Below are 14,131 nucleotides of genomic sequence, written 5' to 3' on the forward strand. Positions count from 1 at the left end.
GTCTGCTCCTTAGTATCCGGCGGCGGCGCCGTTGCTGCGTGGATCGGTCGCCCCTTCAAGCAGGCCGTTGGGATGGCGGACAATGGCGCCGGCGTGGCCCATCGCTTCGCTGAAATCAGCCAGCACTTCCACTTCGTGCCCCAGCTCGCGCAGTCGCGCGATACAGGCGGGGGCAAAGCGTCCCTCCAGCTTCAGTGAATCGGAGGACTGGCCCCAGGTGCGGCCCAGCAGCCAGCGCGGACGGGAGATGCTCTCCTGCAACGGCACCCCCTGCAGGATATAGCGAGTAAACAGCGCCGCCTGAGTTTGCGGCTGACCGTCGCCGCCCATCGAGCCATAGACCATTACCCGACCATCGTTCAGGCGGGCGGCGGCAGGGTTGAGGGTATGGAATGGCTGTTTGCCAGGGGCCAGCGCCAGGAGATGCTGCGGATCGAGGCTGAAGGCCGCCCCGCGGTTTTGCCAGACGATCCCGGTGTCCGGGAGCACCACGCCGCTGCCGAACTCGTGATAGATACTCTGAATAAATGACACTGCCAGTCCGCTGTTATCCACGACGCCCATCCAGACGGTATCGCCCGGGCCTTTGCCGCGGCCCCAGGGGGAAGCGCTGGCGTCGTCGATGCTGTCGGCCAGCGGCTGCAGGGCTTCCGGGGTGAGCAACTGCTGTACATCCACATCCAGATGGCGTGGATCGGTGATATGCGCATCGCGCAGGGCAAATGCCCGCTTGGTGGCTTCGACAATACGGTGCACCGTTTGCGCGTCGTCGGCATCGGCCATGTTCAGGCGGTCGGTGATGCCAAGGATCGCCAGCGACACCAGTCCCTGCGTCGGCGGCGCAAGATTCCACAGCGTGCCCTGCTGGTGCTGGAGCGTCAGCGGCGCCGGACGCCGGGCGCGGTGGGCCTGCAGGTCGCCGAGGGTGATCGGCATCCCCAGCGCGGCCATACCCTGCGCGAGACGCTCGGCCAGCGGCCCGCGATAGAAACTGTCGAGACCGTCGCTGGCCAGCATGCGCAGGGTACCGGCGAGGGCGGGCTGGCGAAAGCGGCTGCCGGGCCGCGGGGCCTCGCCCGATACCAGCCAGGTTTCGCTGAAGCCCGGCTGATGGCGCAACTCTTCCAGTTTGCTGGCGGTGGCGTGGGCTTGCGAGGCGGTGACCGGAATACCGTCTTCGGCATAGCCGATCGCATCGGCCAGCAGGCGGGCCACCGGCAGCGCGCGGCCGGTTAAGTCCCGTGAAATACGCAGCGCCTCGTCCCAGCCGCTGACGGTGCCGGCGACGGTCAGCGCGGCCTGCGGTCCCCGGTGGGGAATATGCTGCTGTCCGGCGTAGGCCTCGAGGGTCGCCAGCGATCCGGCCGCCCCGCTGGCGTCAATGGCGATGGGGTCTCCCTCAGGCGGTACGATCAGCCAGAAGCCATCGCCGCCGAGGCCATTCATATGGGGATAGACGACGGCGATGGCCGCCGCGGCAGCCACCATCGCTTCAATGGCGCTGCCGCCCTCGCGCAGGATCGCCAGCGCGCTCTGACTGGCGAGGTGATGGGGGGCCACCGCCATGCCGTGGGTCGAAACGTTGCTACTGTGCATAAATTACCCTTTCTGAACGAATCACCCGCAGAACACTGCAAAAGCTGTTCCATCTCTGAACGTTTCGTTTCATTGATAAAAACAATGACCAGAATTTTCCCACTGGCACGCTATGTGTAAGGCATAGCAGATACAGTATGATGAGGGATGGATGATGAAACGAAAGTTACAGGGGCGCTATGCAACAACTCGATGAACGACTGAAAGGGCAATACGCCTCGCTGTCGCCGCAGGAGCAGCGGGTGGCGGATTTCATCTTTGACCACTTTGATGACCTGATAAGCTACAACAGCGCCGAGCTGGCGCAGCTGAGCGGCGTGTCGAAAGCCACCGTCAGCCGGCTGTTCAAGCGCCTCGGTTACGACAAATATAAGGATATGCGCGATGAACTGCGCACCCTGCGCCAGAGCGGGATGCCGCTCACCGACCAGCGCGACGCGGTGCAGGGTAACACGCTGCTGGCGCGCCATTATAAGCAGGAGATGGCGAATCTCACCCAGTGGGTCAACGCCCTCGACGCCCGCCAGTTCGCCGAGGCGCTGACGGCGATGGTGGCCGCGCGCCGCATTGTGGTGGTGGGGATGCGTAACGCCTATCCGGCGGCGCTGCACTTGCGCCAGCAGCTGCTGCAGGCCCGCGGCCAGGTGCTGGTGCTGCCCCAGCCGGGTCAGAGTCTCAGCGAAGAGCTGGTCGATCTGACCGCCGATGATCTGGTGGTAATGATGGCGTTTCGCCGCCGGCCGCGAATAGTACGCCCGCTGCTGCAGCAGCTGCAGCGCGACGGGGTGCCGGTCCTGTTAATGTGCGAGCCGCAGGCCCACAGCCTGTTTCCGCTCTCCCGCTGGCAGCTCTGCGCGCCGCTGGACAGCGTCTCCGCCTACGACAGCTATGCCTCGGTCAACAGCCTGATTAATCTGCTGGCCAATGCCTTTCTCCATGAAACGCTCGACAGCGGTCGTCCGCGCATCCACGATATCGCCACGCTTTATCAGCAACTGGACGAGCTGGAACAACGCTAATGGGGCGCCAGCGTGGTGCTTTGCATTATTATGGTGCAAGAAAAACCACGTGATGGCGCCGCCGCTCGCTGAACACTTTCCCGTTAACGCTTGTCCTTTCTCACTTTTTGTTTTAATTCCTCGCCAACTCTCGCCTCGTCTGTATCTGGCACATTAGTTGCAAAAACAGATTCAAAGAATCTTTTGTTTCATGCTAACGTAACGGGTAAACATCATGAAGAAACTGTTGATCGCACTGGCCGGGGCCGCTTGTCTCCTTTCGTCTGTTTCTGCCGCGCAGGCTGACCAGCTCCAGGATATTGAAAAACGCGGCGTCATTCGTATTGCCGTGCCTCAGGATTTTCCGCCGTTCGGCTCGGTGGGCACCGACCTGCAGCCGCAGGGGTATGACATCGATATGGCGCGCTATCTGGCGAAATCGATGAAGCTCAAGCTGCAGCTGGTCCCGGTGACCAGCGCCAACCGCGTGCCGTATCTGCAGACCGATAAGGTGGACCTGGTGATCTCCAGCCTCGGCAAGAACGCCGAGCGCGAGAAGGTGATCGACTTCAGCCGCGCCTACGCGCCGTTCTTCCTCGGCGTGTTTGGCCCGAAAGGGGCGGAACTGAAGGACGCGGCCGCGCTGAGCGGCAAAAGCATCGGTGTGACCCGTGGGGCAGTGGAAGATATGGTACTGACCAGCGTGGCGCCGCAGGCAGCGCAGATTAAGCGCTACGAGGATAATAACACTACGCTGTCGGCTTACCTGTCCGGTCAGGTGCAGTATGTCGCGACCGGCAATCTGGTGGTGGCGGCCATCTCCCGGCAGAACGCCGACAAAGCGCCGGTGCCGAGCTTTATGCTGAAGGACTCGCCGTGCTTTATCGGTCTGAAAAAGAACGAACCGGCGCTGAAGGCGAAAGTGGATACCCTCATCGAGCAGGGCATTAAGGACGGCACCCTCAACGGTCTGTCTGAGAAGTGGCTGAAAGCGCCACTGCCTGCCAGCCTCGGCGCGTAAGGTCTGGGGATGACGGAGCAACTTCATTTCTCTGAGCTCTGGCCGCACTGGCCGGAGCTGCTGGCCGGCCTGTGGGTGACGGTGCAGTTGACGGTGCTGGCGACGATCGGCGGACTGGCGATCGGCATCCTCGGGGCGGCGATCCGCAGCGGGCGCCCGGGAATGCTCAGCCGGGTATGGGGCGGATATGTGGAAATCATCCGCAACACGCCGTTTGTGGTGCAGCTCTTTTTTATCGTCTTTGGTTTACCGAACCTTGGACTGAAGATGACCGCCGGTGAAGCGGCGCTGCTGGCGATGGTGGTTAACCTCGGCGCCTATAGCACCGAGATCGTCCGCGCCGGTATTCAGGTGACGCCGAAGGGCCAGTGGGAAGCCGGTCGCGTGCTCGGGCTTAGCCGGACGCAAACCTTCGTTCGCGTCGTATTGCCCCCGGCGCTGCAGCGGATTTACCCGGCGCTGGTCAGCCAGTGCATCATCGTGATGCTCGGCTCGTCAGTGGTGTCGCAGGTCTCCTATGAGGAGCTGACCTTCGCCGCCAACCTGATCCAGTCGCGGACATTTTTGAGCTTTGAGGTCTATCTGGTGACCACCGGGATCTACTTAGCGTTATCGATAGCGATGCGCCAGCTGCTGATGGCGGCGGGGCGTAAATGGCTGGGGGTACAGGCCTGATGACCACTTTTACTGACTGGGACATTATCCGCAACCTGCTGCTGGCCGGCCGCTGGACGGTGCTGCTGTCGCTGGTCGCGTTCACCGGCGGGGCGCTGGTGACCTTACCGTTACTGCTGCTGCGCCTCACCGGCGGACGCCAGGTGAAACGGTTGATCCGCGGCTACATCGAGCTGTTTCAGGGCACGCCGCTGCTGATGCAGCTGTTTCTGGCATTCTTTGGCGTGGCGCTGTTCGGCATCGACGTCTCGGCGTGGACCGCCGCCTCGGTCGCTCTGACGCTCTACACCAGCGCCTTTTTGCTGGATATCTGGTTCGGCAGCATTCGCGCGCTGCCCAAAGGCCAGTGGGAGGCCTCGCGGTGTCTCGGGCTGAGCTTCGGCCAGACCTTGTACCGCGTGGTGGCGCCGCAGGCGCTGCGCATTGCCATCGCGCCGACGGTGGGCTTTGCCGTACAGGTGATCAAAGGCACGGCGCTGGCATCGATTATCGGCTTTGTGGAGCTGACCAAGGCCGGGACGATGCTGACCAACGTCACTTATCAGCCGTTTAAAGTGTTTGCCCTGGTGGCGCTGGGCTATTTCATTCTGTGCTATCCGCTGTCCCGCTACAGCCGCTATCTGGAGAACAAATTCAATGCCTCTCATCACCATTAATCAGATGCAGAAGTACTACGGCGACAACCATGTGTTGAAGGGCGTCGATCTGGATATCGACATGGGGGAAGTGATCTCGATCATCGGCCGCAGTGGCTCGGGTAAAAGCACCCTGCTGCGCTGTATCAATGGTCTGGAGGGCTACCAGGAGGGCAGTATCAAGCTCGGGGGCATGACCATCACCGACCGCGATTCACAGGCCCGGGAGATCAGCCGCTCTATCGGCATGGTGTTCCAGAATTTTAACCTGTTCCCGCACATGACGGCGCTGGAGAACGTCATGCTGGCCCCGCGGCGGGTGCTGAAGAAGTCCCAGGCCGAATGCCGGGAGCTGGCGCAGCGGATGCTGGAGAAGGTCGGTCTTGGCGACCGTCTGGATTACTATCCGGCCAATCTCTCCGGCGGCCAACAGCAGCGCGTGGCCATTGCCCGGGCGCTGGCCATGTCGCCGAAAGTTTTACTCTGTGACGAAATCACCTCGGCACTCGACCCGGAACTGGTGGGTGAAGTGCTGAAGGTGCTGGAGCAACTGGCGGCGGAAGGTATGACGCTGATCCTCGTCACCCATGAAATGAACTTTGCCCGCGAAGTGGGCGACCGCGTGGTGTTTATGCATCAGGGACGCGTCTGGGAGCAGGGCGACAGCAAAACGCTGTTCGCCAGCCCGCAGACCAGCGAACTGAAACAGTTTATCTCCTCGGTGCGCGGTCTTAACTAACGTAAGGAATGGCAGATGGATATCACTCAGTTTTCGCAAATTAACCCGCCGCAGCGCCTGCTGATGGGGCCGGGGCCGATCAATGCCGACCCGCGCGTGCTGCGCGCCATGTCGAGCCAGCTGCTTGGCCAGTACGATCCGGCGATGACCCACTACATGAATGAAGTCATGGCGCTCTACCGCGGTGTGTTTCGCACCGAAAATCGCTGGACGATGCTGGTCGACGGCACCTCGCGCGCCGGGATCGAAGCGATTCTGGTGTCGGCGATCCGTCCGGGTGACAAAGTGTTGGTGCCGGTGTTCGGCCGGTTTGGACATCTGCTGTGCGAGATCGCGCGTCGTTGCCGGGCAGAGGTGCACACCATCGAGGTGCCGTGGGGCGAGGTCTTTACGCCGGATCAGGTTGAGGACGCGATCAAGCGCGTGCGCCCGCGCCTGCTGCTCACCGTGCAGGGCGATACATCCACCACCATGCTGCAGCCGCTGGCGGAGCTGGGGGAGATTTGCCGTCGTCACGAAGTGCTGTTCTATACCGACGCCACCGCGTCGCTCGGCGGTAACCCGCTGGAAACCGACGCCTGGCAGCTGGACGCCGTGTCCGCCGGGATGCAGAAGTGCCTGGGCGGTCCTTCCGGCACGTCGCCCATCACCCTCAGCCCGCGGATGGAAGAGGTCATCCGCCGCCGCCGCTGCATTGAGCAGGGGATCCGCACCGATGCGCATCACGACGGCGTCGACGAGATGATCTATTCCAACTATTTCGATCTCGGCATGGTGATGGATTACTGGGGGCCGGAGCGCCTTAACCACCATACCGAAGCGACCTCGGCGCTGTTTGCCGCCCGGGAGTGCGCGCGCCTGATCCTCCAGGAGGGACTCGACAACGGCATCGCCCGCCACAAACTGCACGGCGATGCGCTGCTGAAGGGCATCCAGGCGATGGGGCTCGAGACCTTTGGCGACCTGCGGCACAAAATGAATAACGTGCTGGGGGTGGTGATCCCCAACGGGGTCAACGGCGATCAGGTACGCAAACTGATGCTGGAAGATTTCGGCATTGAAATTGGCACCTCGTTTGGTCCGCTGCACGGTAAAGTCTGGCGCATTGGCACCATGGGCTATAACGCGCGTAAAGACTGCGTGATGCAGACGCTCAGCGCGCTGGAAGCGGTCCTGAACTACCTCAAGTTCACCACCACTCAGGGCGCGGCGATGCAGGCGGCCTGGGATCACTACCGCACCGAGGCCACCCTATGAGTGATACCGCCCGCCAGCAGGCGGAGAGAGAAGCGGCTGCCAGCCGGGTGATGGCGCGTGCCGATCGGCTGGCCACCCTCAGCGAAACCGCCGATGCCCTGACCCGGGTCTATCTGTCGCCCGAGCATCTGCAGGCCAACCAGTTGGTGGGCCAGTGGATGCAGGCTGCCGGCATGATGGTGTGGCAGGACAGCGTCGGCAACATCTGCGGACGCTATGAAGGACAACAGGAGGGGGCGCCGGCGGTGCTGCTGGGTTCTCATCTTGACACCGTGCGCAACGCCGGACGCTACGACGGCATGCTCGGCGTGCTGGCGGCGATTGAGGTGGTCCAGCGTCTGCACCAGCAGGGGCGACGGCTGGCAAAGGCAATCGAGATCGTCGGCTTTGGCGATGAAGAGGGCACCCGCTTTGGCATCACCCTGCTCGGCAGCCGCGGCGTCACCGGCACCTGGCCTGAAAGCTGGCTGTCACAGTGCGATACCGACGGCGTGAGCGTCGCCCAGGCGCTGGTGAATGCCGGACTCGATCCGGCGCGGATCGGCGATGCGGCCCGTCTCCCGCGGGATATCGCCGCCTATCTGGAGCTGCATATCGAGCAGGGGCCGTGCCTGGAGGAGGCGGGGCTGGCGCTCGGCGTGGTGGAGGCGATTAACGGCGCCCGACGGCTGAACTGCCGCTTTACCGGCGAAGCTGGCCATGCCGGCACGGTGCCGATGCTCCACCGCAAGGACGCCCTCGCCGCGGCGGCGGAATGGATGGTGCAGGTGGAAAACCTGACCCGGCAGCGCGGCGGTAACCTGGTGGCGACGGTCGGCACCCTGCGCTGTGCGCCGGGCGCGGTGAACGTGATACCGGGCGAGGTGCAGTTGACGCTGGATATTCGCGGCCCGCAGGATGCGCCGCTGACGGCGCTGCTGGATGAGCTGCTGGGCGAGGCGCAGGCCATTGCCGGGCGTCGCCAGCTGCGTTTCGCCGCCGAGGAGTATTATCGCATCGCCGCCACCGCCTGCGACAGTCACCTGCAGGCGGTGCTGGGCGAGGCGGTAGCGGCGGTGCAGGGGCGTTCGCTGACGCTGCCGAGCGGCGCAGGGCATGACGCCATCGCCATCGCCGAGCGCTGGCCATCGGCCATGCTGTTTGTGCGTTGCCTGGGGGGCGTCAGCCATCACCCGGCGGAGTCGGTCACCGCCGCCGACGTCGGACTGGCTATCGACGCTTTCTCCCGGGCGGTAGAGAAGGTGGCCGACGCCTGATCGCGCCGGTTGCCGAGCCCCGGCTGGCGGCTTCACACCGCCAGCTGGTTGACCACCTCGGCGACAGAGGTGATGGCATGGATGTTGCCGATCCCCGCGCCCACCGAGATATACCCCTCATCAGTATTCCCCTCCAGCATGCCCAGCCGCATCCCGCGCAGACCGCCCATCGCCTGGGCCAGCTCGGCTTTTGAGGCGCCGGCACGATCCATGGCCACCAGTGTGTCGCTCAGTTTGCCGGGCAGCGCGCGGTAGTAGTCCGGCAGGGTACGGAACAGGCGCAGATCCAGACCGTTGGCGGCCACAATTTTCGCTTTCACCGAGTCGGGAACCCGGCTTTCGATGGTGCTGATAAATACCGAGCCGGCGAAAACCCCTTCCGCACCGAGGGCGTGGACGGCGCGCGCGCCCCGGGCGTCGGTGATCCCTCCGGCGGCCATCACCGGAACCCGCTGTACCGCGTCAACGATCAGCGGGACGATGGTGAAGGTCCCGAGGGCGGTACCCGGCAGCGTGCCGCCTTCGTCAAAGCCGGTGGCGACAATAATATCCGCTCCGGCCTGCTCCGCGCGGCGGCTGTTCTCCGGCGTCGGGTTGATGTCACGATAGATAATGGTGATCCCGGCGGCTTTCAGTTCGTCGAACAGCGCCGGTTTTAACGAACCATCGCCGTAGCCGGTGTAGACCACCACCTTAACCCCTTCCTCTTTGATCACCGGCAGGATCGCCGGCGTCCAGATGTCATTTTCCGCCGTCGGGATCAGGTTGACGCCAAAGGGTTTCTCCGTCAGCTGTTTGGTTTTGCGGATCTCTTCGCGCATTTTCTCGGCGGTGGCCTCCGGGGTGGAGACGGCGGTTGCCGCCGTCAGTCCGGCGTTCGGGCCCAGCACGCCAAGCCCACCGGCGTTGCCGACGGCCGCCACCAGACGAGCATCGGTTAGCCAGGAGAGCGGCCCCTGGACCACCGGTTTTTCAATACCCAGAATACGGGCGACGCGGTTAGGTTGCATGATATTTTTCCTTTTATGTTAATAAGTTATAAATTTCTTCGCCCCAGCGATGCGGCAATGAGGGCAGTGTAGGCGTCTTTATTGTTTTAAAAAATGAGCAAAAACTTTCATCACTATTATTAAATTAGTAATAATGTGAACTGATGAAGAGGTGGGAGGCGGGCCATCATGCAAATGAATCTGTTTGAAAATATTAAAATTTTTATTGAAATCGTCGATGCCGGCAGCTTTGCCCAGGCGGCTGAAAATTTGCAGATCCACCGACCGGCGGTGACCAAAGCGCTGCAGCAGCTGGAGCAGGAGAGCGGGGTCCGGCTGCTGCAGCGCACCACCCGGCGTCTGTATCTTACGCCGGAGGGGGAAGAGTTTTATCGCCGCAGCAAACCGTTGCTCTCCCAGGCCGACGATCTGCTGGAGTCGTTCGCGCCGGACCGACCGATCCGCGGTCAGCTGCGCGTTGATATGCCGATCGCCTTTGCCCGGCTGCTGGTGATCCCGCATCTGCCGGATTTTTATCAGGCTCATCCGGAGGTGGAGATTGTCCTCAGCAGCTCCGACGTACGCCGGGATATGCTGCGCGATGGTCTGGATTGCCTGCTGCGGGTGGGGGATCTTGAGGATGGCGACTATGTGGCGCGTTCGCTGGGGGAGGTGGCGTTAACCACCTGCGCCAGTCCGGGCTATCTGGCGCGCTATGGGGCGCCCGCGACGCTGGAGGACCTGCAGTCGCATCTGGCGGTGAACTGGGTGAACAGCAGCAGCCGGCAGATTATGCCCTGGCGATTCCAGACCCCGGAGGGCATCAGGCAGATCGCCATTCCCGGTAAACTGGTGCTGGACAACTCTGAAGTCTTTACTGCCGCCGGGCTGGCGGGGCTGGGGATGCTGCAGGGGATGCGTTTCTTTTTGCAACCTTATATCGACAGCGGGCAACTGGTGGAAATTTTGCCGGACTTTCCGGCGCCGCGTCGACCGTTGTCGCTACTCTATCCGCACCGGCATCTGTCGCATAAGGTGCGGGTCTTTGCCGACTGGCTGCAGGGGCTGGTAGCGACCCTGGATCGATCGGTGTCGGCTTGACTCTGCCGACTGAGCGATTATATATAAAATGTGAATGCTATTAAGCAATGAATCACAAAGCTGGATAACGACTTAACCTGTAAGGGAATGCTGATGAAACTCTGGAATAAAACACTACTTGCTTCCGCTCTGTGTCTGACCCTGTTTGGCTGCGACGATGCGTCGAAAGTGGATAACAAACTGGATAAGGCCAAAGATAATGCGGAGCAGATGAAGGATGCCGCGGCGGACAAAGCGCAGGCGATTAAACAGGATGCGGATAAGCAAATCGATACGCTGAAAAGCCAGGCTGACGCCGAGGCCGACCGCCTGAAGGATCAGGCCAGCGCCATCAAGGCGGAGGCGGACAAGCAAGCGGATGCCATCGCCCAGCAGGCGAAAGCCCAGGCCGATGCCGTGAAGCAGAACGCAAAGCAGGAAAGTGACCGCATAGTCAAAGAGGCGGGTCAAATCAAAGACAATGCCATCGGCGACGCCAATCAGCTCTCGGCGGAGGCGGCGAGCAAAACCAAGGCCATCCAGGACAGTATCGCGGCGGACAAACAGAACACCACGCCACCGCCCGCCCAGCAGTAACCTGCGCTGTTTGCCTGACCCGCGCCAGGAAATATAGGGAGCGGAGCCTGATAGATTGCCCGGCGGCGCTGCGCTTGCGCGGGCCTACGCAGGGAGCGGGTTGGCTGCGCAATGACCGGGTATCATCCTTTTGTAGGCCGGGCAAGGCGCCGCCGCCGCCCGGCACGTGGACAGCAATAACATCCTGCTCAGGGGTATCTTACGATACCCCCTTTTTTATGCGCGCTGCGGGTTCAACGGTTTGGCAGCAGGGTGCCTTTCAGGCCGTGTGGCTCGGAGCGCAGGTACTGCGAAGGGACGCGAACCTGGGCGCCGAGGCTGGCCGCAGCGTGCCACGGCCAGTGCGGATCGTAGAGTACCGCGCGGGCGAGGGCGATCAGGTCGGCATCGCCATCCTCCAGCGCCGCTTCCGCCTGCTGCGGATCGGTGATCAGCCCCACGCCAATCACCGGGATGGCAACCTGCTGGCGAATGTCGTGGGCGAATGGCAACTGATAACCCGGTCCGACGGTGATCGACTGCTGCGGCGACAATCCGCCGCTGGAGACGTGAATATAGTCGCTGCCCAGCGCTTCCAGTTGCTGGCTAAACTGAATGGACTGCTCGCAGTCCCAGCCGCCTTCGACCCAGTCGGTAGCCGACAGCCTGACGCCCACCGCCATGGTGTTGCCCACCGCCTCGCGGATCGCGTTAAACACTTCCAGCGGATAGCGCAGACGGTTTTCCAGAGAACCGCCGTACTCATCACGGCGCTGATTGCTGAGCGGCGAGAGAAACTGGTGCAGCAGATAGCCGTGGGCGGCGTGCAGTTCAATCAGCTCAAAGCCCAGACGCTGGGCGCGCAACGCGCTGGCGACAAACGCCGCTTTGATGCGCGCCATATCGGCATGGCTCAGCTCAGCGGGGGCGCGGTCGCCATCGTGAAACGCCACGGCGGAGGGGGCAACGGTTTGCCAGCCACCCTCATTAAGGGCCAGCTGATGACCACCCTGCCACGGGGCCGCGCAGGAGGCTTTGCGTCCGGCGTGCCCCAGCTGGATCCCCAGGCGGATCGGCGACCAGGCCCGAATATCCTCTACCACCGCGCGCAGCGCGTTTTCGGTTTCATCATCCCACAAACCCAGATCCCCCGGCGAGATACGTCCCGCTGGTTCTACCGCCGTGGCTTCCAGAATTAACAGGCCAGCGCCGGAGAAAGCCAGCTGACCAAGATGGATCCGGTGCCAGGAGGTGGCTTTACCCTCGTCGGCGGAGTACTGACACATGGGGGCAATAACGATGCGGTTATCCAGCGCCAGCTGACCAATACGCGTCGCGCTAAAAAGATGGCTCATGAGTACCTCGTAAAAGTTAGACAGGGTCTTGCATGGGGGCGAACAGTCACTGTTTATAGCACGCCTGTTTGCCCTTCTTTATTCGGATATTGCGTTTAAGCAGCCCGCTATTCGATAAACCACAGGCGGCGCCGGCGGCCCGTTGCCTGCTGCGACACGGCACGGGCCATCGCGCTGCCAATTTCGGCGCTGGCCGTCAGCCCCTGCACAAAGGGACGATCGTGCATCAGCCAGGGAAGGGCGCCGAAAGCGACCCGGCCGCGCAGCGTCTCGGGCGCCTGCAGCGTGTAGTCATCGCCGACGTCCGGAATGTCGTCGCCGCAGGCCAGCAGCTGCTGGCGCAGCGATGGGAAGGGCAGGTCCCGGGTTTTCAATGCTTGTTGCCCGCGGGCATCGATAAACACATCGAATTCACAGCGCTGCTGATGATGGACAATCAGCGTTCGGTGAGACTCGCGCTGCAGGTCATAATCCTCGCCGAGCGCCACAATACGCAGAATACCGGCCTGGTGCAGGGCCAGCAGCCGGCGAATGGATTCCGGCGGGATGGCGGCATAGTTATCGATAAACACCCGGGCGAGCCCGCGCCGGAAGCGGCGGCTGTCCTCGTCGTTGAGTTCCGGCACCACGCTTTCAATCGCCTCGTGCAGGCGGAGAATGGCATAGCGCCAGGGCACCGTGTGGTGTTCGCGCTTATTGCGCTCCACCTCCTGCAGATTGCGTTGCGCCCACTGGAACGGGTCATGGGTGAGACGGTCGGCAAACCAGGCCTCGGCGATGCTGTCAGGCGTTAGCTGGCGCAGCCCCGTCGCCTCGCACCAGGCTGGGGCGGCATATTCCAGCTCCTGCACAACCAGCTCGAATACCCGATCCAGTAGCCCGTCACTGCCCTGCGCGACGGCAGCCTCAAGGGCGGCAGGGGTGGCGATCTCCAGCGGCTCCCATGGGATCGGACAGTAAAAATCGGCTTCCGGGAGCACCCCATTGCGCGACAGCAGGGTGATCTCCAGCGCCTCGCTGCCAGGATGGAGGGTAAAATGGGTCGTTTTGTCGTTCTCAGTATGGAAAACACCATGCTGGGCCACCACGGCGATGGCGGCATCAATGGCGCTTAAAGAGGTCCCGAGGATCCCGACCCGACAGGGCGCGATCCGGGCGTCCATCAGTCCGGTCCACGGACTGGGGAAATACTGTCGACTGGCGCGCTCTTCCTCAGGCCACAGATGGCCGGTGGCAATCGCCACCAGGTCGACGATAACCGGCGCTGCCGCGCTATCAGTGTGGATAGCGATCCCGGCGGGCTGGACGGCAATATCCGTCACTTCACAGGATTCACAAACGCTAACGATGAAGCCGGCGTCCCGGGCCCGCTCTGTGAGATACAGAAAACGGTCGCGATAGTACTCGCCGAGGATCACTCGCGGCAGGAACTGGCGCTCATGCAGCGTGTGCCGCTCGAGGCCGCGCGCCGCCAGCCAGGCGTCGCTGTGCTGCTGCAGCCATTGCAGATAGGTCAGGTCGATAGGGGGGATCTCAATGCTGGCGATGTTGGCCAGCATTTGCGCCGCCGTATTATCGTCACTGTAGGGCATACCCACCCCGGCCTGCGCCTCTTTTTCAAACAGGGTGATCGCCAGCGGCTCGCCACGCTTCACCAGTTCATAGAACGTGTAAATCCCCGTCGGCCCCACGCCGACGATGGCAACTCTCTTCATGATTCTCTCCCTTCCTGTGGGCGGATGCGGCATGGACAGCGGTTCACTGTCGCCAGCCTGTCCTTAATTCTGGTCGAAAATTGCCGATCCGGTGGGCCGTTACACGCAATTTGAAACAAATTAGCAGGCTAATAAACTTGCCGACGGCCGGAAAAAGGGTGTAATTAACAAAAGAGCAACTTTCTATACAAACAATTTACATAAGCGGTGACACCAGCTTGCTCTGCCGGACGCCGCGC

Annotated in this window: 13 protein-coding genes; 9 read left to right on the forward strand and 4 right to left on the reverse strand. The window is 62.3% G+C overall.

Annotated features, from left to right (window positions below; translation table 11 throughout):
* Positions 1-9: 9 nt before the first annotated feature.
* Positions 10-1,596 (reverse strand): oxamate amidohydrolase, encoded by a 1,587-nt coding sequence (hpxW, locus tag HMPREF3142_RS03440; protein WP_012541682.1) that lies wholly within the window; start codon positions 1,594-1,596, stop codon positions 10-12.
* 179 nt (positions 1,597-1,775) lie between these two features.
* Between hpxW and hpxU the strand changes: the two genes are divergently transcribed.
* From hpxU to hpxK, 7 genes are all read left to right on the forward strand, one after another.
* Positions 1,776-2,615, forward strand: coding sequence for a MurR/RpiR family transcriptional regulator HpxU (gene hpxU / locus HMPREF3142_RS03445; RefSeq protein ID WP_008804829.1), 840 nt, complete (start codon positions 1,776-1,778; stop codon positions 2,613-2,615).
* Positions 2,616-2,829: 214 nt separating this feature from the next.
* Entirely contained in the window at positions 2,830-3,615 is a 786-nt protein-coding gene (locus tag HMPREF3142_RS03450) for a transporter substrate-binding domain-containing protein (protein WP_004143665.1), read from the forward strand.
* Between the two features lie 9 nt (positions 3,616-3,624).
* The gene (locus HMPREF3142_RS03455; RefSeq protein ID WP_004176117.1) at positions 3,625-4,290 is read left to right on the forward strand and encodes an amino acid ABC transporter permease; all 666 of its coding nucleotides are present in this window, start codon (positions 3,625-3,627) and stop codon (positions 4,288-4,290) included.
* The gene (locus HMPREF3142_RS03460) at positions 4,290-4,946 is read left to right on the forward strand and encodes an amino acid ABC transporter permease (RefSeq protein ID WP_004179948.1); all 657 of its coding nucleotides are present in this window, start codon (positions 4,290-4,292) and stop codon (positions 4,944-4,946) included. The genes HMPREF3142_RS03455 and HMPREF3142_RS03460 overlap by 1 nt, the downstream gene beginning before the upstream one ends.
* Entirely contained in the window at positions 4,927-5,664 is a 738-nt protein-coding gene (locus HMPREF3142_RS03465) for an amino acid ABC transporter ATP-binding protein (protein WP_004179947.1), read from the forward strand. Before HMPREF3142_RS03460 ends, HMPREF3142_RS03465 begins: the two co-directional genes overlap by 20 nt.
* Before the next feature lie 15 nt (positions 5,665-5,679).
* Positions 5,680-6,921 (forward strand): pyridoxal-phosphate-dependent aminotransferase family protein, encoded by a 1,242-nt coding sequence (locus HMPREF3142_RS03470; RefSeq protein WP_070611588.1) that lies wholly within the window; start codon positions 5,680-5,682, stop codon positions 6,919-6,921.
* Positions 6,918-8,177: an allantoate amidohydrolase gene (gene hpxK, locus HMPREF3142_RS03475; protein ID WP_070611590.1), complete on the forward strand. Its 1,260-nt coding sequence runs from the start codon at positions 6,918-6,920 to the stop codon at positions 8,175-8,177. Before HMPREF3142_RS03470 ends, hpxK begins: the two co-directional genes overlap by 4 nt.
* A 32-nt stretch (positions 8,178-8,209) precedes the next feature.
* Here the strand turns inward: hpxK and HMPREF3142_RS03480 are convergent, their stop codons facing one another.
* Positions 8,210-9,187 carry an NAD(P)H-dependent flavin oxidoreductase gene (locus HMPREF3142_RS03480; RefSeq protein ID WP_002905232.1) on the reverse strand — a complete coding sequence of 326 codons (978 nt, stop codon included), beginning with the start codon at positions 9,185-9,187 and terminating at the stop codon, positions 8,210-8,212.
* A gap of 174 nt (positions 9,188-9,361) precedes the next feature.
* Between HMPREF3142_RS03480 and HMPREF3142_RS03485 the strand changes: the two genes are divergently transcribed.
* The gene (locus tag HMPREF3142_RS03485; protein ID WP_162493318.1) at positions 9,362-10,267 is read left to right on the forward strand and encodes a LysR family transcriptional regulator; all 906 of its coding nucleotides are present in this window, start codon (positions 9,362-9,364) and stop codon (positions 10,265-10,267) included.
* A gap of 87 nt (positions 10,268-10,354) precedes the next feature.
* A complete protein-coding gene (locus tag HMPREF3142_RS03490; protein ID WP_077270016.1) occupies positions 10,355-10,843 on the forward strand; it encodes an E3 ubiquitin--protein ligase in 489 nt (162 codons plus the stop codon).
* 233 nt (positions 10,844-11,076) lie between these two features.
* Here the strand turns inward: HMPREF3142_RS03490 and HMPREF3142_RS03495 are convergent, their stop codons facing one another.
* Both HMPREF3142_RS03495 and HMPREF3142_RS03500 read right to left on the reverse strand, forming a co-directional pair.
* Positions 11,077-12,177: an NADH:flavin oxidoreductase/NADH oxidase gene (locus HMPREF3142_RS03495; protein ID WP_044613767.1), complete on the reverse strand. Its 1,101-nt coding sequence runs from the start codon at positions 12,175-12,177 to the stop codon at positions 11,077-11,079.
* Between the two features lie 107 nt (positions 12,178-12,284).
* Positions 12,285-13,892, reverse strand: coding sequence for an FAD-NAD(P)-binding protein (locus tag HMPREF3142_RS03500; protein WP_039103533.1), 1,608 nt, complete (start codon positions 13,890-13,892; stop codon positions 12,285-12,287).
* Positions 13,893-14,131: the final 239 nt, after the last annotated feature.

Origin of the sequence: Klebsiella sp. HMSC16C06 (assembly GCF_001808325.1) — a bacterium.
GTDB lineage: Bacteria > Pseudomonadota > Gammaproteobacteria > Enterobacterales > Enterobacteriaceae > Klebsiella > Klebsiella variicola.

Coding starts and splice junctions, on each gene's coding strand:
- HMPREF3142_RS03470 (WP_070611588.1), top strand. CDS start 5,680: ATGGATATCACTCAGTTTTCGCAAATTAACCCGCCGCAGCGCCTGCTG.
- HMPREF3142_RS03455 (WP_004176117.1), top strand. CDS start 3,625: ATGACGGAGCAACTTCATTTCTCTGAGCTCTGGCCGCACTGGCCGGAG.
- hpxU (WP_008804829.1), top strand. CDS start 1,776: ATGCAACAACTCGATGAACGACTGAAAGGGCAATACGCCTCGCTGTCG.
- HMPREF3142_RS03485 (WP_162493318.1), top strand. CDS start 9,362: ATGAATCTGTTTGAAAATATTAAAATTTTTATTGAAATCGTCGATGCC.
- HMPREF3142_RS03465 (WP_004179947.1), top strand. CDS start 4,927: ATGCCTCTCATCACCATTAATCAGATGCAGAAGTACTACGGCGACAAC.
- HMPREF3142_RS03490 (WP_077270016.1), top strand. CDS start 10,355: ATGCTGATGAAACTCTGGAATAAAACACTACTTGCTTCCGCTCTGTGT.
- HMPREF3142_RS03480 (WP_002905232.1), bottom strand. CDS start 9,187: ATGCAACCTAACCGCGTCGCCCGTATTCTGGGTATTGAAAAACCGGTG.
- HMPREF3142_RS03495 (WP_044613767.1), bottom strand. CDS start 12,177: ATGAGCCATCTTTTTAGCGCGACGCGTATTGGTCAGCTGGCGCTGGAT.
- hpxW (WP_012541682.1), bottom strand. CDS start 1,596: ATGCACAGTAGCAACGTTTCGACCCACGGCATGGCGGTGGCCCCCCAT.
- HMPREF3142_RS03450 (WP_004143665.1), top strand. CDS start 2,830: ATGAAGAAACTGTTGATCGCACTGGCCGGGGCCGCTTGTCTCCTTTCG.
- HMPREF3142_RS03460 (WP_004179948.1), top strand. CDS start 4,290: ATGACCACTTTTACTGACTGGGACATTATCCGCAACCTGCTGCTGGCC.
- HMPREF3142_RS03500 (WP_039103533.1), bottom strand. CDS start 13,892: ATGAAGAGAGTTGCCATCGTCGGCGTGGGGCCGACGGGGATTTACACG.
- hpxK (WP_070611590.1), top strand. CDS start 6,918: ATGAGTGATACCGCCCGCCAGCAGGCGGAGAGAGAAGCGGCTGCCAGC.